20 protein-coding genes are annotated in these 16,666 nt (G+C 63.2%); all 20 read right to left on the bottom strand.

The window, feature by feature from the left end; translation table 11 throughout:
• Nucleotides 1-2: 2 nt before the first annotated feature.
• Entirely contained in the window at nucleotides 3-2,453 is a 2,451-nt protein-coding gene (locus WJ12_RS05565) for a phage tail tape measure protein (protein ID WP_069245586.1), read from the bottom strand.
• Nucleotides 2,454-2,533: 80 nt separating this feature from the next.
• Nucleotides 2,534-2,836 carry a phage tail assembly protein gene (locus tag WJ12_RS05560; protein WP_069245585.1) on the bottom strand — a complete coding sequence of 101 codons (303 nt, stop codon included), beginning with the start codon at nucleotides 2,834-2,836 and terminating at the stop codon, nucleotides 2,534-2,536.
• A 96-nt stretch (nucleotides 2,837-2,932) separates the two neighbouring features.
• Nucleotides 2,933-3,436 carry a phage major tail tube protein gene (locus tag WJ12_RS05555; protein WP_069245584.1) on the bottom strand — a complete coding sequence of 168 codons (504 nt, stop codon included), beginning with the start codon at nucleotides 3,434-3,436 and terminating at the stop codon, nucleotides 2,933-2,935.
• Nucleotides 3,437-3,446: 10 nt separating this feature from the next.
• Complete coding sequence (locus WJ12_RS05550; protein ID WP_069245583.1) at nucleotides 3,447-4,616, bottom strand: phage tail sheath subtilisin-like domain-containing protein; 1,170 nt, start codon at nucleotides 4,614-4,616, stop codon at nucleotides 3,447-3,449.
• A gap of 83 nt (nucleotides 4,617-4,699) precedes the next feature.
• On the bottom strand, nucleotides 4,700-5,452 hold the full coding sequence (locus WJ12_RS05545; RefSeq protein ID WP_069245582.1) for a tail fiber assembly protein: 753 nt from the start codon (nucleotides 5,450-5,452) through the stop codon (nucleotides 4,700-4,702).
• A gap of 15 nt (nucleotides 5,453-5,467) precedes the next feature.
• The gene (locus WJ12_RS05540) at nucleotides 5,468-7,456 is read right to left on the bottom strand and encodes a phage tail protein (RefSeq protein ID WP_069245581.1); all 1,989 of its coding nucleotides are present in this window, start codon (nucleotides 7,454-7,456) and stop codon (nucleotides 5,468-5,470) included.
• Nucleotides 7,444-8,022: a phage tail protein I gene (locus WJ12_RS05535; protein WP_069245734.1), complete on the bottom strand. Its 579-nt coding sequence runs from the start codon at nucleotides 8,020-8,022 to the stop codon at nucleotides 7,444-7,446. Before WJ12_RS05535 ends, WJ12_RS05540 begins: the two co-directional genes overlap by 13 nt.
• Nucleotides 8,012-8,908, bottom strand: coding sequence for a baseplate assembly protein (locus WJ12_RS05530; RefSeq protein WP_069245580.1), 897 nt, complete (start codon nucleotides 8,906-8,908; stop codon nucleotides 8,012-8,014). The genes WJ12_RS05535 and WJ12_RS05530 overlap by 11 nt, the downstream gene beginning before the upstream one ends.
• Nucleotides 8,905-9,240: a GPW/gp25 family protein gene (locus tag WJ12_RS05525; protein ID WP_069245579.1), complete on the bottom strand. Its 336-nt coding sequence runs from the start codon at nucleotides 9,238-9,240 to the stop codon at nucleotides 8,905-8,907. Before WJ12_RS05525 ends, WJ12_RS05530 begins: the two co-directional genes overlap by 4 nt.
• Nucleotides 9,240-9,440: a hypothetical protein gene (locus WJ12_RS05520; RefSeq protein ID WP_069245578.1), complete on the bottom strand. Its 201-nt coding sequence runs from the start codon at nucleotides 9,438-9,440 to the stop codon at nucleotides 9,240-9,242. The genes WJ12_RS05525 and WJ12_RS05520 overlap by 1 nt, the downstream gene beginning before the upstream one ends.
• 65 nt (nucleotides 9,441-9,505) lie before the next feature.
• Nucleotides 9,506-10,321, bottom strand: a complete 816-nt coding sequence (locus tag WJ12_RS05515; protein ID WP_069245577.1) for a hypothetical protein — start codon at nucleotides 10,319-10,321, stop codon at nucleotides 9,506-9,508.
• Between the two features lie 108 nt (nucleotides 10,322-10,429).
• Nucleotides 10,430-11,110 (bottom strand): phage baseplate assembly protein V, encoded by a 681-nt coding sequence (locus WJ12_RS05510; RefSeq protein WP_069245576.1) that lies wholly within the window; start codon nucleotides 11,108-11,110, stop codon nucleotides 10,430-10,432.
• Between the two features lie 3 nt (nucleotides 11,111-11,113).
• Nucleotides 11,114-11,638, bottom strand: a complete 525-nt coding sequence (locus tag WJ12_RS05505) for a hypothetical protein (protein WP_069245575.1) — start codon at nucleotides 11,636-11,638, stop codon at nucleotides 11,114-11,116.
• On the bottom strand, nucleotides 11,628-12,158 hold the full coding sequence (locus WJ12_RS05500; protein ID WP_069245574.1) for a phage tail protein: 531 nt from the start codon (nucleotides 12,156-12,158) through the stop codon (nucleotides 11,628-11,630). The genes WJ12_RS05505 and WJ12_RS05500 overlap by 11 nt, the downstream gene beginning before the upstream one ends.
• Nucleotides 12,159-12,160: 2 nt before the next feature.
• Nucleotides 12,161-12,448 carry a head-tail joining protein gene (locus WJ12_RS05495; RefSeq protein ID WP_069245573.1) on the bottom strand — a complete coding sequence of 96 codons (288 nt, stop codon included), beginning with the start codon at nucleotides 12,446-12,448 and terminating at the stop codon, nucleotides 12,161-12,163.
• Nucleotide 12,449: 1 nt separating this feature from the next.
• Complete coding sequence (locus WJ12_RS05490) at nucleotides 12,450-13,445, bottom strand: major capsid protein (protein ID WP_069245572.1); 996 nt, start codon at nucleotides 13,443-13,445, stop codon at nucleotides 12,450-12,452.
• Between the two features lie 73 nt (nucleotides 13,446-13,518).
• Nucleotides 13,519-13,863: a head decoration protein gene (locus WJ12_RS05485; RefSeq protein WP_069245571.1), complete on the bottom strand. Its 345-nt coding sequence runs from the start codon at nucleotides 13,861-13,863 to the stop codon at nucleotides 13,519-13,521.
• Between the two features lie 30 nt (nucleotides 13,864-13,893).
• Nucleotides 13,894-14,961, bottom strand: a complete 1,068-nt coding sequence (locus tag WJ12_RS05480; protein WP_069245570.1) for a head maturation protease, ClpP-related — start codon at nucleotides 14,959-14,961, stop codon at nucleotides 13,894-13,896.
• Nucleotides 14,958-16,451: a phage portal protein gene (locus tag WJ12_RS05475; protein ID WP_069245569.1), complete on the bottom strand. Its 1,494-nt coding sequence runs from the start codon at nucleotides 16,449-16,451 to the stop codon at nucleotides 14,958-14,960. The genes WJ12_RS05480 and WJ12_RS05475 overlap by 4 nt, the downstream gene beginning before the upstream one ends.
• The gene (locus tag WJ12_RS05470; protein WP_006497114.1) at nucleotides 16,448-16,654 is read right to left on the bottom strand and encodes a phage head-tail joining protein; all 207 of its coding nucleotides are present in this window, start codon (nucleotides 16,652-16,654) and stop codon (nucleotides 16,448-16,450) included. The genes WJ12_RS05475 and WJ12_RS05470 overlap by 4 nt, the downstream gene beginning before the upstream one ends.
• Nucleotides 16,655-16,666: the final 12 nt, after the last annotated feature.

Raw genomic sequence — 16,666 nt, 5'->3', positions numbered from 1 at the left:
CCTCACATATGCGGCGAGTCGAACATTGCCGTTCGACTGTTCGCCTTGCGCTGCTGCTCCTCCATCATCCGCGTCAACTGCGGACTGATCTGCGCAAGAAACTTGTTCGCCATCTCGGTATCGCTTGCTTCGATCTTCACGTTGAAGACCGGCGCAAACGTGTTCTGCTGATCGATACGCGGCCCGAAGCGGGAATTTGCCGCAGGAGTCTCGGCGGCCTTCGCCGCCTTGGCTGCCGCCTCGGCGTTCGCGGGCGTCTCGTCAGGCTTCCGGCCCAGAAACTTGCTCGCGATGGCGCTCAATGCCTTGTCGCCCACAAACGTCCCGAGTGCCCCGCCGAGCACACCGACGACGGCCGATCCGATCGGACCACCGAGCGCCCCGATCGTCGCCCCGACCTTCGCGCCGATCACGCCACCCGCGAGACTGCCGGCGATGCCAGCGAACCGTGTCGCCTTCCGATCGTTCGTATCGGTGCTCGACGCGACGGCGTACGCTTCGCGAGCCGCAAGGCCGAACTTCAGCACGGTCCCCGCCACGGCCAGCTTCCCTGCCCACGGCGCAACCCGACCGAATAAGGCACGTCCCGCGTTGACGATCCGCCCGATCCTCCCGATTCGCCCCGCCCGAGCCGCCGCCCGACGCGCAGCTCGACGCGCGGCTCGCCCACCACTACCCCCAAGGTCGCCAAGCCCGCCACCATCGAAGCCACCGCCCGGCATGTTCACGACAAACACGCGCTGCACGCCACCAGCGGCACCGGCCGCCCCGCCGAGCGCATCCAACGCACGCCCGACCGCCCCACCGGCTGCCCCCGTCCTCCCTGCGGCCCCTCGACCACCACCACGCGCCAGCAGCGTGCCGCGTGCGATATCGAACAACCCGCGCCCAATGCCCCAAAGTGCCTTTGCTCCGCGCACCGCGAGAACCGTGCCGGCAATGCCGACGACCGCAGCCGTCGCCTTCGGAGCGCTATCCGCTGCGGACTGGATACCGCTCCCGGCCCCCTTCGCGGCCTCGCCAACGCGATCCGTGATCGGACGCAGCGCGTCGCCGATGCTGCGCATCGCGTCGTCCCATTGCTGCCCGACCTCGCTCCAAACCTGTTTGGACGTCTCGCGACGGTCCTCTAGATCCTTCTGGATCTCGCCGCTCGCCTGCTGCGCGTTACGCTTCAGGTTCGAATACAACTCGGCGTTCTGCATGTAAGCTGTCAGCGCCGCCTTGACCTGCATGTCATTGAACAGGTCTCCGGTTTTCATCGTGTCGGCAAACGCGGCCATCTGCGCCTGACGCTTGGCCGGGTCCATTTCCGAATTGAACTGCTTCGCCGCTGCCGCGAGCTGCTTCGCCTTGGCCGGATCGACACGCTCGATGTACGCGCGGGCGAGAACGAATGACGCCTCCAGCGTCGACCAGCCCTTGCCGATCGCCTCGCGCATCTTTGCCTGATAGTCGACGCCGGCCTTCGCATAGTTGCGTTCGGTCTCACCCGAGCCGATCTTCGAGAACCAGTTTTTCAGGTTGTTCGCCGCCTCGTCGGAACTGCCGGCCGTCTTCATCTGCACCTGGAGCATTGCCCCGAGCTGCGTCACCGAGTCCTGTCCGGTGATGCCGATCTTCTTCATCTCGGCCAGCAGCACCGGGAACCACCGCGCCATGTCGACGGACTCGAACGACCCTTCCTTGCCCAGATAAGCGATCGCTTCGAGCGCCTTCGACATCTGGCGCGGGTCGACGATCTCTGCGTTTTGCTGCAGCGCTTGGATCATCTTCGCGGTCTCGACCGTCGTCGCCCCTTGGCCGATCGCGAATTTCGCGACCAGCGGCGCGAAGTTGAGCGCCTTCCCGAGATCCATACCGCCCGCAACCATCTGGTTCACGGCGTCGGCCAGCTCGTTGCGACCGATACCGTTCGCTCCAGCGTCGCGCCGAATACGCACGCCCATCGCCGTCTCTTCCTGCGTGCGCGCTATGCCGGCCTTGATCGCGATGTCGCGAATGATCGCCTGATAGTTGGCCGAGATCGTCGCAGGCACCGCGACGGCCGCCGTTAGCTTCATCGCGTCCCCGATCACGCCTCGCCCGGCCTCTTGCCCCGCTGCCAGCCGCGCATGGCCGGACGCCTGCAGATCCAGCCCCCGAGCCGTGCGGCCAAGTTGCGCATACGCGCGATCGAGCCGGGAGACCTCAATGCCGGCGTCCCGTAGCGATTTCAGATTGCTTTCGAGCTTGCGACGGATGCCATCCGCCGCGCTGTCTCCCGCCAGATGCAACCGGCGAAACTCGTCCTGCAGGCGCATCGTCTCGCCGATCTGGCGCTGCCAGAGCCGCGAGTCGTTCGCCCGCTTCTTCATCGCGTCGATCTTCGACGACGTGTCAGTGATCGCCTTCCCGAACGTCGCCGAGACGGCCCCGCCGATCACGATCCCAAGCGCTAAGTCTTTCGCCATCCCGGCCCCCTCAATCCGTCAACCACCAGAGCATGTCGTCGACCGTCATCTCGTCGATCGACGTCGGCGACATGCCGTATTCACGCACCAGCCGATTTGCCAGCGCCTTGAGCGTCTTTCGGTCCATCCTTGCGTACGGATCGAAAGGAGTAGTAGGCGTCCTGCACGCGCTCGTAATCGGCCATGTCCATGTCTTCGATGTCGTCGGGCGAGACGTCGGCGAGATTGGCGAACAAGATCAGCTCCTGTTGCTCGGCATCGTTCGGCGCGAGCTTCTGCGCGCTGCGCATGTCGCGCACCTTCGGCCGGCGCATCGTGAATTTGTCGCATTCGACGCCATTGAGTTTGATCGGATAAATGAGCGGGACCGTGACCTTTTCCATTGCGACTCCTGAAATGAAAATGGCGAGCCATCGGCTCGCCATTGATTGAACAAAGTAGCTTTACTGCGTGTCAGTCGAGCGACGTCGACGTGGCAATTACATGCCGAGACCCTTACGAACTTCGGCGAGCTGATCGACGCCGTTGATCACGCGCTTGCACGCAAAGACATCGATCTCGTGCACGATCGCACCGGCGATCTCCAGTTTGTAGTAGTCGCACGACACCGAGAATTTCGCCTCGTACTTGTCGCCCGGCTTCCAGTCGCCTGGATCGATTTCATGCAACATCCCGCGCATATACGCGGCGACGCTCTTCGTCTTGCCGCTACGGTCCATGAAGACCGCACGAAAAACAGCGTTGAATGCGCCCTGATCGACCAGCCCGAAGAAGCGCAGCACTTCGTATTCCATCGTCGACATCGAGAACGATGCGTCGAGCGCTTCCATTCCCTGATCGACCTTGATCGTCGCATCCATCCCGCCCGCGCGGAAGTCGTCCGTCTTGATTTTCAGCTTCGGCGGCGTCACGCTCGTTGCGCGACCTGCGTATCCGCGGCCGTCGACGTGCGCGGTGCAGTTGTACAGAGTTTCCGGAATCATCGTTCCTCCCTTAGATCTGGTTATCCAGCACTTCGGTCAGCCACTGGTTCGTGACCTCGAAGCGGAAAATCGGGTTTTCGGCCGGCGGCACGTCCGTGAATCGGATGTTCCAGTACACCTTGCCGTCTTCGAGCTGGCTCGCCGTGTTCAGCAGCGGGTCCGGATAGACCTCGAAGTTGATCACCGCGCCCTGACGCTTCAGATCGCGCATGAACGCCTGCAGCCCTTCGGTCACGTCGCTGACGTACGTCGCCGTGATGCCGCGATCGACTGCCCACTTGTGACCGGCCTGCACGGCATCCATGACGATGTCGAGCGTGCGCACGCGCGTGACGAACTTCCACTTCGGATCGGCCGACAGCGTGCGGTTCCCCCAGAGGCGATAGCCGCCGTCGCGAATGATCGTCGTGATGTTCGCGTTGTTGAGCAGGTTCGCGCGACACGTCTCGTCGCCGTCGAGGTATTCGATCGGCCGGCCTGTGCCCGTGATCTCGACGATCTCCTTGTTCGACGGCGACGCCCAGAAACCGATCTTCGCGTCGGTCTGACAGAAGAGCCCCGCCGCGTACGTCGACGCCGGCAGCGCGATCTCGCCGTTCGACGCGTTGTCCCATGCCTTCGCGCCGGGATCGACCATGTACAGCCGCTTGCTGCCGAAATTCTTCGCGTACGCGATTGCGGCCTCGTCGTCGACGTTCGGGCCATCGATCACGGCCATCGCGCGCAGCTTGCCGGCGAGCGAGTCGGCCGCCGTCGCGACCGGCTGCTTGGACGTATGCCCAGGTGCGATCAACAAACGCGGTTGTGCGTTGAAACGCGACTTCGCGTCGAGCAGTGCCTGCATCCCAGTGCGGGCACCGCCGGCCGATACACCGCCGATGACTGCCGACGTGAGCTGCGCCGCGTCCGCCGTTGCCGGCACGCCAACCGCGATCACAACCGCGCTGCTCTGCGCGTAGATTGCGCGGGCCGCACGCGCGATCGCGCTGTTCTCTCCGAACGCGCGTACCGCTTCGCCGTAGCTGGTCAGTTGCACGGGGACGTTCGGCTGCGCCAGATCAGGACCGGGCGTGTACGTGTCGGTCATACCAACGACCGACGACGACGGCACCGCGATCGTACGCGGGCCGCTGTCGACGATCGTCGTCGTGATGCCGTGGAAAAAGGAAGTCGCTGCCATGCAGATCTCCGGAAACAAAAAAGCCGCTCATCGGAGCGGCTTGAAACGAAACGACACCACCCGGACGAGTGGCGTCGGCAAAGTTACTTTTTGGCGGTCTCGCCCGACTCGGGCAACGGTTCAGCTTCGTCGACATGAGTCGGCGTCGCAGCCTCTACTGCAGCGCGATCTGCTTCGGCCTGCTTCGCCTCAGCCTCACGCTGCGCAGCCTCTTCGGCTTCGCGAGCCGCTTTCGCCGCCCGCTCGGCTTCCACCTTCGCGAGAATGGCATTCGGATCGGGTTCATCCGGCCACGCGATCTCGGCCGGGAACGTCGGCGACTCGACGACATTCACCAACGCAACCTGATAGTCGGTCCATGCGTCGAAGGTCGCTTCGTCGAGATCGGACAAGCGCCCGGTCACCCGCGCGTCCGCCTTGCCGAGATTCTGTCGACGCGCTTTCTCCAGCCGTGCGAAGAAGTCATTCATCGCCGCCTCACGCGCCTTGTCCGCGACGATCTGCTCGTCGATCGTCCACGCCCCGTCACGCCACACATGTGCATCGGACGGACGCGGGATTTCGGTCAGGCCCGCGTCTTCCGGCGTGATGCCCGCGACAGTGATCTCGGCCGCCGCACCGGATTCCGTCCGATAGAGCCGCACACCCCGATAATCAGGCAGCATTTCCCACTTGTCTTTACGCCAGAATGGCCACGTGAGCGGCTCACGCTCGGGCAGTGGTTTGAGCGTGCAAAAGGCGGGAACCAAATATCGCGTGGGATTCATCGGATCAACATCGGCGAGAAAGCTCACGATGTACTGGCCCGTCAGACTGTCGTATTGATTGCAAAGCATGCTCTACCTCAGTGATTAAAATGCGCGGATCATGGCGAGCACGGCGATATTGCGCATGCGCGCCTCTGCACCGCCGTCGGCCGCTACGGTAATCGCGTGCGAGTGCGCCCCCGCACCACCAATGCCAACGTTGTGGCCGTGCGCGCCTGCGCCATCGGTGTCGAATACGTGTGCGTGATCTCCCACCCAAGCAATATCTCCAGAATCGCCGTTGCCAACCGCCTGTTCAGCCCCGCTACCCGCCGTGTCCGAGCCTGTGATCGAACCGTTATAGGGCGGTCGAAGCAGGCGACTGTAGATTCCGTTGTTGTGATTGTGTCCACCTGCACCGCCCGTCCACCCATGGTGTCCGTGCCACCCCTGAGAATCAGTCCACGCGTTATGCGCGTGATCCCCAACCGCAGCCGCCGACGCGCCATGCGCGTGCGAGCGGTTTTGGCTGTCCTGCCACGTACCGACGCGCCGGCCGGCATCGGCACCGCGCCCGAGATCGGCACATCGGATGCCTTCGCCGCGAAACTCCGGAATACGGAACGTTGTAGCCCCGTCGCCATTCGAAAACGATCCGAAATTGCCGTTCGCCCAATCCTTCTCTTCAACCAATGCGCCGCTGCCTTGGGCGTACGCCCACAATGCCGGATAGTCAGCCCGCTTCAACTCCGTGCCGTTCAGGACGAGGCAGCCCGCACGGGCAGCAGTACGTGCCTCGAAGATGATCTGACCGATGGATGCAGACGCGATCGCATCAACAACGAAAGCCGTCGATGCGGCACGGGTCGACCTGTCTCCAGCGGGCGGTGTGGGAACCTGAACCGGCATATCGAAGATCGTGCCCTTGTCTCCCGCAAATCGCGCAATCACAACCCCATTGCACGTGATGCCAAACGCACCATCAGCGATGTGGTATAGACCCGTATCCGGTGCCCCGTCCTTGTCGAACGTCAGCGACGGATTCTGCGGCGTACCTTCCGACAGAACGATCCGCGCACCCGGAGCAAATGAGAGTGACGCCTTCGAGGTTCCACCAACATTCAGATCGAACGGTGTCAGGTTTCCGGAATGCCAGACCGGCTTTCCGTTGATGCGGAAAGAACCGTCAGCCGCGTAGAACTGGAACGACCCCGCATTACCGCCCCACCAGCCCACCGACGTGGCATTTCCATAGAAGTACCCGTCCGCCGCACCGACTCGAATCTGCCCCTCGCCCGCACCTGGGCCGACTGTCAACTGCCCCCCGATCTTCGTACCCATCCCGGTCCCGTCGATCGTGACGTAACCGCTATCGAGCGACCACGCAAACGGCCGGTACGTATTCCACGTTCCCCATGCATCGCCCTTCTTCGTTTGCAGCCAGTACGCTGACATGTCGTCATGGCGGAACATCACACCGTACTGGCCGAGAACCGCACGAAAGTGCCCGGCCGCTTCCGACTCCAGACCGGTGACGCTGACACCATTGGAAAACGTCGCGCGATACCCTACTTGCAGACCGGCCCGACCGTTATCCGATGTCGTCCCGAGCAGCAATCGGCCCTCGGGGGTAAATCGACCGCGTTCAACTCCACCGGTGGCAAACGTGATGAGTCCCGGCGGCCCGAGTGTCAGGTTGTTGCCGAGCAACACGACGTACGGCACGCCATTCGAGCCGAGCTGAAGGTGTCCATCGGCAGGCGAGAACATGCCTGTATCCGGATCGGTGTCGAACCCGTAGCCGGCGTTGTTGGCGTTGTTCGGCATGATCGCACCCTGCTTCGCCTTCAACACACCCTTCATCGTGCCGCCAGCAATCGGCAGCTTGTCGGTGCCGAGCGAATCGACCTGCTTACCGATCGCGTCGACCCGCTTGTCATTGGCATCAGCCCGATCTTTGAGGTGCCGCGTCCGATTCGCAAGTTGCTTTGTCGGCACGTTGTCGATCCCGTTCGGACCACCTTGCACAGGGTCCGATGTTTCGAATTGATAGACCCCGTCCTCCCACCTACTTTCTTCTTTCAGATTGGCCATGTCCCGATCACCCCTCGCGTAAATTGACCATTGCGCGTCGCGACACCGTTGTGTCGAATCGCGACCTCAGAAAAGTCGAGCCACGCGAGCCGGCTCCGAGCCGGCGCGTAACGCTCGATTGCCCGCTTCAGGTTCTCGCCCTGATCGCGCGTCACCGGTTGTCGCAGCTTCACGATGTATTCGGCCCATGCAGTCGAACCGCCGTGCAAATACCTGCCATCACGCGTCACCGCGCCATCACGGCGCTTGATCTGTCGCCCCTCTTGAATATCGACTTCGCCGAATCCGAGCCGCCGGACGATCTGGCGAATCGCCCATGGCGTGCCCTTCTTCTGGTAGATCGCCAACGACGACTTGATCAGCGCCCATCGTGCGTCTTCTGATTCGGCCAGCTCCCAGCCGTCGACCGCAAGCGACCATGCCAGCCAAGGCAGAAATGCGGCGGGACAGCGATCCGCATCCCAGAGTGTGCGGATCACGTCGGGGTCGACACTCGGTCGCATTACCTGTGCGAGCGCCGCCTCAAGACTCGTCTGATTTGTCGGCAGCAGCGGTTCAATCGTCATCATTCACCTTCGGATTGAGCACGATCGACGTGCACCGTGCGAACTCGTCGATTGCGCACACCACATCAGCGGCCGGCAACTTCAGGTCGACGCGTACGACGCCCGAATCCTTTGGATGCAATGCGCCCGTGATGGCCGAGCGCGGCATACCAACCCGCAATCCCTCTCCCGCAGCGACGGCGATATCAAGGTCTTGCCGCCGCGCAGTCAGCACAACACCCGGATCAGGCCCGCGTCCAACATAGACGTCGGCCACAATCGCGTAATTGACGGGTCGCGCTGGCATAACGAGCAATGTGTCGTTCAGCGGCCGGCGGTCCTCGGGCGAAAGCGCACGTTGCACCGTGTCGAGCAACGCAGCGCTCGCGATCCCACCGTTCGAATACGACTTCACGACCACACGGACCACGCCCGGCTCGGGGCGATCGACGCGCACGTCGGCAACGTCGGCCGACGCGTCCATCGCGAGCGATCGATACGACCCGGACGGCCCGGCCGTCGACGCGCGCTCGATCCCCATCTGCGTGCGCAACCGCAGCCGCTCGTCGCGCTCGTAAGTGACCGGGATCGGCGGGTGCGCTTCCGGATCGCCGGGATCGACAATCTCTTTCTTCAGGTTCCAGAGCGCCGCAAGGTGTTCGAGATCGGCTCCCGTTGCATAGGCCAGCAGCACGGCACGACCGGCATCGTTGACACGTGCCCGAAACCGAATTTCCTCGTATGCGGCCAGCTCCAGCAGCTTCACGACCGGATCGGATTCGAGCGCTGCCGTCCAATCCGGATAGATGCGCTTGAAGTGCTCCAGCTTGCGCTGATACACCTCCTCGAAGTCGAGCGTTTCGACGAGATCCGGCGGATCAAGCGTCGTTAGATCGATCACTGTCATATCGTCACCTCGAATACAACGTCGTCGCCGTTGTACTGCCCGGCGATTCGAAAAGTTACTTTGCCGTCCACAACAGACACCGCCTTCACGCTATCCAGCGCAATACGCGGCTCCCACCGTCCGATTGCACGCGCGGCTTCGGCCTGTGCCGCCGAGATCCATCCACGCGTGACGGGCAGGTCGACCATCGCAGGGAGATCCGAGCCGTAATCGGGCCGCTCGCGGCGGGTTCCCTTGCGCGTGCTCAGAATGTCCGCGATGCTCTGCACCAGATGATCGAGTCCGCCGATCAGTCGGCCCGTGCGGCGACACATACCGACCAGCGCGACCATCACTGCGCCTTTGTCGGGACGCGTTTGAAGCACTCGCGCGATTCGAGATACGCGATGTGCTCGGGCTCCGTCACTTCCGTTTTGCCGGCCAGCACAGCAACGTGCGAGCCGTCCGGAAACACGATCACGCGGCTGCGGAATTCCGTATCGACGAATGTCACGGGTGCCACCGCCCTCTCCAGCTGTGCGTCTTTCGCCATATCGCCCTCTAGAAATGAAAAACCCCGCTCGGGGCGGGGCAAAGTTACTGACAAAGCAGGCCGGCTCAACGAGGCATAGCGTGGTCGAAATTCGGTCTTTCGACTGTCCTGATTTCTGAGCCATCGAGAGGCATTTGTACCGTATTACCTTCGTAGTACAGTGCAATGTGCGTCGCTGATTGCGCGACGATGTAACCGCGCGCAACTTCCTTTCCACCTTTGACTACCATCTGACATCTCGCTTCAGACACCCAGCATCCCCGATCATAATCTCGCATCTGATCACTCGCGACGCCATTGCCAGCAAACTCGCCGATTAGGGATGGAATTGCCATCACTGTAGGAACGGACATCCCGAGAATCGAGCCAATCCCAACAGTCGTCCAAATCCAAAACACGATAGTGAAGAATCTGACAGCGATCGGCCAAAGCTTGATAGACCTCGTCGACCCGTCTGCCCGCCTGCTTGCGCGCTCAACCGCCCAAAGCAGGCCCTTTTCAATTAAGACCCAGACAGCAACGCCGAGCAGAATAAGCGCCACAAGTTTCAAGACATGAACCGTATGCCCGGTAAGCCACGCCTGTACGTTTGCGATAGTGTTTAGAGCACCGTACAACGACAGGACAAGATGCCGCGCCTTATCGATTGGGAACGCAGTGGGCTCAATCGAAAATTTTGCTAGGTACGCGTTGTAGTAAGCATCGCCCAATGAATACGCCACACCCAGCGACACCAAACCTACGATCGATACGATCACCGGCCACGGCCAATCGAGCACGGACTTCCGTTCGGGCGGCTTTCCGAGATCATTCTCGCGTCGTTCCACGGGCTGTTTCCCGTCCGTTTTCTCTGATTTTTGGTGCAACTCAACCGTGCTCATGCAAACACCCCGTTCCGCGAATATTGTTTCCAAAGCAGCGAAATGCTGAGAAGAAAAGCTACATCACTTCATCGTGTGCGAGCACCTGACAGATCTGTCAGCGTGGTTTTAAATTGGCTTACTTACCAATTCGCCGTCACCCTGTTCCCGGTGACTGTGCCGGCTGACCGATTTACCAGCCGCGACAACATCGTCGGTGAATTCGGCACCGCCCGCGACCTTCATCGCGACACCGCGCCCGTCGCCCGGTTTGCCCTGCATCCCGCCGTTGAACGTCAGCAGTTGTTCGGTCGTCGTGTTCCCTGTGAACGTGGAGTCCGGAACATCTGCCAACAGCTTCGCGCTACGCAGCGTCGCGCCATCCGCCTTCAGCTCGAACTCCGTGCCGCCGATGCGGAACACGATCCGACCACCGGCCGGCACCGACAGCACGTATTCATGGCTCGCATGGTTGTACTGCTCGAATGCACCGTCCGGGAAGTCAGTCGCCGTCTCGTCAGGGCTCGACCGACCGGACCCGCCGTGCTGCTCCGTGTAGTAACCGGGCGCGACAAACGCCCCCGCGAGATCGCCGGACGGTGCCCACAGGGCGACCTCTTCGTCGACGGATGGCGGACGCCAATGCCGAACCTTGCCGGCAGCAGCAGCCTGCCATTTGAGCCAGTCGCTTACCCAATCGCCGACACGGACTTTCACGCGCGGTGGGTCGTACGTGATCGCCTCCACGACCGCGGATTGCGTCAGGCACGCCATACGGCGATCCATCTCGCCAAGCTCGAAGTCGCTCACACGTCACCCCGCTCGCTGTTCCGCCGGATTCCAGTAATGGTCTTCGTACCCCCGCCCCGTCTCCGGATCGACACCCCACATCACCGCGCGTCCCTTCGTCGGCGGCTCGTACGCATCACCCAGGTCGAATTCGTGCACCCACTCGACAAGCCAAACGAGATACGTATCCAGCTCCGGCCGGAAAGGATCTTCACCGGCCGACCCGACCTGTTTGCCGGGCGTCATGGGCAATCCCCACGTCGCCCCGTGCACCGTTTGCAGCACACGAGCGGACAGCTCGCGCACCTGGACCTCGGCATCCTCCACCAGCGGGTCAACGATGACGCGGGCCTGCATGCGCGCGATCAGAGGCACGCGGCCCGTACCGTCATCGTGGCCCGGCTCCAGCTCCGCCAGCTCGATCGCGACGAACGGCGTGTCGATCGACTTGCCGATCTTCGGGTACGCATGGATACGTTCGAGATCCGGCAAGCGCGCGCGCAGGCCGGCCTCGATGCCGTCGTACAGTTGCTTCAGGTTATCGAGCACGGTTCACCGCCTTCTGTAGTTCATAGTTGACCTCTTGCCGCAAGACCGTCATCAGCCGCGCCTCGCACGCACGTGCAGCCCGTCGAAATGCCGGATCTCCCGTCTGTGCCCACTCGACCGTCACCACCTCGAACGGCGTCCGCGCCTTCCCGGTGCGTCGGTAGATTGCGCCGTCCGGCTGCGCCTTGGTCTTGCGCCACGCGCCCTCGAACAGCGATTTACCGGCGCGCATCCCCTTCTTCGTCCGCCGTACCGCGCCGAGCCGATGCGCCTCGATCGGATTCAGCCCGAGCCACACCTTGCCCGTATCGAGCGACCGCATGAAGAAGTACATCCGCTGCCGCAGCAGCTTCTGCTGGATGCCCGTCGCGCCGCTGACCTCTTTCGCTGTCTGGCTGCGAATCCATGCGCCCGTCTTGCGCAGCGTTCGACGCCAAGCCGCCTGCATTGATGCAGGCGGCAGGCCCACGAGCGCTTCGAGCGCGCCCCTTACGTCGATCTCGACCTTCAGCAGATCCATCGTCACCTCAGAATCAGGATCGTCCAACCCGTGCCGGTCGGGCGGATCTCCAAAACGCGGAACCGCTCGCCCCCCGCTTCGACGATGCTGCCTTCGCGCACACGGGCCGCATCGTCGTCCGTGATGTCGAGGATCGGCGCAACGAGCTGCGTGCGTTGCGTTCCGAGATCCGGGCCGAGCCAAGGCGCCTTGAACATGCCCTCCAGAGGTTTGCCGTCGATCTTGACCTCGTCGGACAGGTCTCGCTTTACGGCCGTGTCGACGTCGGCCATCAGATCCCGGAACGCCATGTCACGCCTTCAGCTTGACCAACGCCTTCGGGCGCGTGCACAGGTGGATCGGGTTCGACTGCGCCTCGATCTCGACGCCCTTGCCGAAGGGCATCAGTTCCTGCTTCGCGTAGTACGGAATCCCTGTCGTGTTCACCGCCTCGACGTAATCGGCCGGCGCGAAACGCGTGATGAACAGATCGGACACGCCCTCCGGCACCGCATGCGCTTCGTCGTCCGCGACATACCCGACATCGCCGACGCGACCGCGATAACGCTCGAATGTGCAACCGCCGAAGTCGAACGCGTCGCGCGCGTCGCCACGCAGCTGCGCGGCCATCACGGACGCGAGATACGTCTCCTTCACCGACTTCGCGACGATCAGCTTGTTCCAGAACTCGCGCCCGCAGAGCACGCGCACGCCCGTGTACGTCATCGCGCCGAGCGAATCTTCAATCGCGTCCTGCACCTCAACGCACTTCTGGCGAATCTCGGTGGTCGCGGTCGACAGCTCGAACGGAATGACCGTCTGCTCGATACCGAAGTATTTCAGCAGGTCGATCAACACCGTCTTGCCGTCCGCGTCGAGCACTGCGCCCTTGATTGCGCCGATGCGGTGGAATTCGTGCGTTGCATCGAGCTGCTTACGCATCTTCGCGAGTCGCCGATTCACGACGGTCTGGAGCGCCTCCAGCTCCGTTTCGGAACCGAACGCACGCAGATTCGCGATTTCGTCGGCCATGATCACCGCACGCTGCGGCAGATGCACCGTGTTGAACGGGATCATGCTGCGCTTGCTGCCTGCGACAACAGCGGCCGGTGCACCGCGCTGGCCAGACGCGACGAGCGACAGCGTGTCGCCGTCGCGCTCGATCTGGATCGTAGTCGTGGTGATGCCGTCCTCTTCGAAGAGCCCGAGCGTACCGATCCGGCCGGGAACATACGGCTGCTCGTTGATCGCAGCACTCAGGGACGACAGCGAAAACGCGTCGTCTTGAAACAGGGCGATATCCGCCATACAACCTCCGACATGAAAATGGATACAAAAAAGGCCACGCGGTCGGCGTGGCCTTGAATGGCGTGTGATGCGATCAGCGAACGATCACGTGTCGCTCGGCGAGATCCCCGCGACCGGCTGCATCGAGTCCCGTGAGCAGGCCGCCCGCGACTTCGGCGAGCCGGACGATCCCCGTCGCCGGACGCGACGCTTCGGACGCCGCCAGCGGCGCGTAGAGCACCGCTGCGGCGACTTCGGAACCGTCGTTCGCGGCGTTGTCGTACGGCGCGTATTCGCCGGTACTGGTCACGCCGAGCACCTGCCCGGCCGACAGCGCCGGACCTGCCTTCACGACGATCCGCTCGCGTGAGATCTGCCCATTCCCCTCCGACACGAGAAATTCGGCCGGCAGCACCCCTTGTTGCTTCACATTCGACATGAGTATTCCCCTCCTCGGGTTACGTCAAAGTTACTTGCCGCTCTTGCGAGCCGCGTAGATGGACGCCGCACGCGGCGCATTCGCGACCACGGGCGCGTCTTGCGACGCAGCCGGGGCAGCACGATGGTTGATCGGCTTCTGCGAGGCCGTCATGCGCTCGAACAGCCGCGCACGCACCTGATCCGGCGACAGGCCGTCCGAGACAAAGCCGGCCGTCAGCTCGGTCAGGCTCGCGGCCAGACAGATACCGGCGATGTCCTGCGCGTTGCGGATCGCAGCGTCGACGCTCGCGCGATCCCGCAGGCCGGTCGCCAGCACGATGCCTTCGGCGCAGTGCTCGATGCGCGCGTCGCGGCACGCGGCGTACACATGCGCGGCGAGCACCGACACGTCCGGCCCCGGCGCAGGTGTGGGCGTCGGCACCGGACGAGGCGTCGGGTCGGGCGTTACCTCGCCGTCGTCCTCCAGCACAGCGCGGATTTCGGCCGGCACCGCCGCATAGCGTGCGGCGAGCCGGGCCGCGCCCGCATACGCCTCGATCCGGATCGGATCGACAATCGCGTCGCAGAAACCTTGCTCCTTCGCCTGAGCGGCCGTGAGCCAGGTCTCGGCATCCATGATCGCGCGGACTTCCTCTGCGGTTCGGCCGCTGCGCTCGACGTAAGCCGCCAACATGCTGTCCGACGTGCTGTCCAGCAGATCGGCGAGCTTGCGCAGATCCTCCGCCTCGCCGGCCGCGACCGTATTCGGGTTGTGGATCATCAGCCGCGCATTCGACGGCATCTCGATCGTGTCGCATGCCATCAGGATCAGCGACGCAGCCGATGCGGCAACACCGTCGACGCGCCCCGTCACCTTGCCGCTATGCCGACGCACCGCGTTGTAGATCGCGAACGCATCGAAGACGTCGCCGCCCATCGAGTTGATCGCGAGGACGATCGACGTCGCTGTCGCCGCCACCTCGTCCAGCTTCGTCGCAAACAGTTCGGCGTCGGTGCCCCAAAATCCAATGTCGCCGTAGATCCGGATCTCGACCTCGTTCCCGCCCGCCGCATTCGCCTGCGCACGGATGTCCCACCACCGCTTCTTCCCTTTCATTCGCCATCCCCACTAGAAAGATCGCTCGCCCCGTCGACCGGATCGAGCGTGTCATATCGAATTCCGAGCCGGCGCTCGCGCGCGAGATCGTCCGCGTTCTCCTGATCGACCTGCTCAGGATCATCACCACGCGACAGCACCGCTCCTGTCCGGCTCGCCAGCCCGGAGCGGATCTCCATCCGCTTCGCCGTGACGTCCTGCACCGGATGGATATACGGCCAGCCCTGCGGCACCCACCGGACCCGCAGATAGTCGCGACGGCGTCGGTAGTAATCCGCCATCGGCATCGCGCCTGATAGTGCGCAGGCATCGACCCACCAGCGCCAGACCTTCCGGCAAAACTGATGAATGAACACGTTCCACTGGATCTGCTCGATCGACCGCCGGAATTCGTTCAAGATCACCCGCAGCACGCGATCGCTCACGTCGCGCAGATCGCCCGTCATGACCTCGTACGGCATGCCGACCGACGCCGCAGCGGCCATCAGTTGCTGACGCATGAACGGGCCGTAGTCGGTCCCCGCGCCCGGCGGTTCCGCAAACTTGACGTCTTCGCCGGGAGCCAGCTCCTGCATGCTCCCCGGTTCGAGTGATACGACCGGCGAGAAGCCGTCGACGTCGTACTCCATCGCCGCGCCCGTGACTGGATCACCCATCAGGCCCGGCTCGGCGGGCGGCTTCGTGATGAATCCGGCAAAGAGGTTGCTGACCTCCTGCCGGAACAACACGGCGTCGTCGAAGTTGTCCAGCGACTTGAGCCGCAGCAGCACGGTCGACAGTTCGGGAACACCTCGCACCTGGCCGGGCCGCAATGCGAGGAGCACGTGCGCGATCTCGTCGGCCGGCACGCGAACCGTCTGCATGTTGGCCGTCGACGCACGTCCGTACTCGCCGGGATGACGCTGCAGCAGGTGATACGCAACGCGTCGACCGTCCGCATTGAACTCGACGCCGTTGACGATCTCGCCACCGCCCTGCACGGTCTCGTTCTTCTCCATCGGCAGCAGATCGCCTTCGAGAAGCCGGATCTGGATCGGGACCGCCAAGCCTTCGCTGGGACTGCGGAACTGGCGACGCACCAATACCTCGCCGTCACTGAAAAACGCCCGTGCGGCAAGTGTCTGCACGCCCGCCATGTCGAACAGATCGTCCGCGTCGATTTCCTCGCAGCTATCCTCCCAAAGTTGCTTTTGCATCTTGCGCACGGCTTCGTTCGGATGCTGCGGGTGCGCTTGGATGCCGTTGCCGATCGTGTTCGACACGAGCCGTGCGATCGCCGTTTTCGCCCACGGATCGTTGCGTATCGCGTCGCGTGCGCGCGACCGCAGCAGCGGCAGGTTTTGCACCGCCGCCGTATTCGGTCCCGCGCTCGACGCCCGCCACGACTTCGCCCGTGCTCCCGTCGTGCTCGCCGACTCGTATGCCGCTGCCTTCAACCGCGTGGGCACCACGAATCCGCGCCGCGCGAGTGACGGAAAGCCCGTCTTCATCGCACCCCCTTGCCGGCGTGACGAATCCGGACGATCGACGAACGCCCGGCTGCGCCGTTCAGGTCGCGAATGATCTCGGTGCGGGCTTCACGCAGCTCGCCGATCGAGCGATATTTCACGCGCCGGTCGGCATACTGGACTTCCAGCTCGCCCTTCGCGATTGCAGACTGGATGTTCTGCAGATCCTGTTTTGTGTATGCCATGCCATTCCCTCG

Source organism: Burkholderia seminalis (assembly GCF_001718535.1).
GTDB lineage: Bacteria > Pseudomonadota > Gammaproteobacteria > Burkholderiales > Burkholderiaceae > Burkholderia > Burkholderia seminalis.
Note: the sequence above shows the minus strand (reverse complement) of the source record. Positions and strands in the feature narration are given on the sequence as shown.

Bases quoted from the DNA above. Each gene is read 5' to 3' on its own strand.
- WJ12_RS05565 (WP_069245586.1), bottom strand. From the start codon at position 2,453: ATGGCGAAAGACTTAGCGCTTGGGATCGTGATCGGCGGGGCCGTCTCG.
- WJ12_RS05560 (WP_069245585.1), bottom strand. From the start codon at position 2,836: ATGGAAAAGGTCACGGTCCCGCTCATTTATCCGATCAAACTCAATGGC.
- WJ12_RS05555 (WP_069245584.1), bottom strand. From the start codon at position 3,436: ATGATTCCGGAAACTCTGTACAACTGCACCGCGCACGTCGACGGCCGC.
- WJ12_RS05550 (WP_069245583.1), bottom strand. From the start codon at position 4,616: ATGGCAGCGACTTCCTTTTTCCACGGCATCACGACGACGATCGTCGAC.
- WJ12_RS05545 (WP_069245582.1), bottom strand. From the start codon at position 5,452: ATGCTTTGCAATCAATACGACAGTCTGACGGGCCAGTACATCGTGAGC.
- WJ12_RS05540 (WP_069245581.1), bottom strand. From the start codon at position 7,456: ATGGCCAATCTGAAAGAAGAAAGTAGGTGGGAGGACGGGGTCTATCAA.
- WJ12_RS05535 (WP_069245734.1), bottom strand. From the start codon at position 8,022: ATGACGATTGAACCGCTGCTGCCGACAAATCAGACGAGTCTTGAGGCG.
- WJ12_RS05530 (WP_069245580.1), bottom strand. From the start codon at position 8,908: ATGACAGTGATCGATCTAACGACGCTTGATCCGCCGGATCTCGTCGAA.
- WJ12_RS05525 (WP_069245579.1), bottom strand. From the start codon at position 9,240: ATGGTCGCGCTGGTCGGTATGTGTCGCCGCACGGGCCGACTGATCGGC.
- WJ12_RS05520 (WP_069245578.1), bottom strand. From the start codon at position 9,440: ATGGCGAAAGACGCACAGCTGGAGAGGGCGGTGGCACCCGTGACATTC.
- WJ12_RS05515 (WP_069245577.1), bottom strand. From the start codon at position 10,321: ATGAGCACGGTTGAGTTGCACCAAAAATCAGAGAAAACGGACGGGAAA.
- WJ12_RS05500 (WP_069245574.1), bottom strand. From the start codon at position 12,158: ATGGATCTGCTGAAGGTCGAGATCGACGTAAGGGGCGCGCTCGAAGCG.
- WJ12_RS05495 (WP_069245573.1), bottom strand. From the start codon at position 12,448: ATGGCGTTCCGGGATCTGATGGCCGACGTCGACACGGCCGTAAAGCGA.
- WJ12_RS05490 (WP_069245572.1), bottom strand. From the start codon at position 13,445: ATGGCGGATATCGCCCTGTTTCAAGACGACGCGTTTTCGCTGTCGTCC.
- WJ12_RS05485 (WP_069245571.1), bottom strand. From the start codon at position 13,863: ATGTCGAATGTGAAGCAACAAGGGGTGCTGCCGGCCGAATTTCTCGTG.
- WJ12_RS05480 (WP_069245570.1), bottom strand. From the start codon at position 14,961: ATGAAAGGGAAGAAGCGGTGGTGGGACATCCGTGCGCAGGCGAATGCG.
- WJ12_RS05475 (WP_069245569.1), bottom strand. From the start codon at position 16,451: ATGAAGACGGGCTTTCCGTCACTCGCGCGGCGCGGATTCGTGGTGCCC.
- WJ12_RS05470 (WP_006497114.1), bottom strand. From the start codon at position 16,654: ATGGCATACACAAAACAGGATCTGCAGAACATCCAGTCTGCAATCGCG.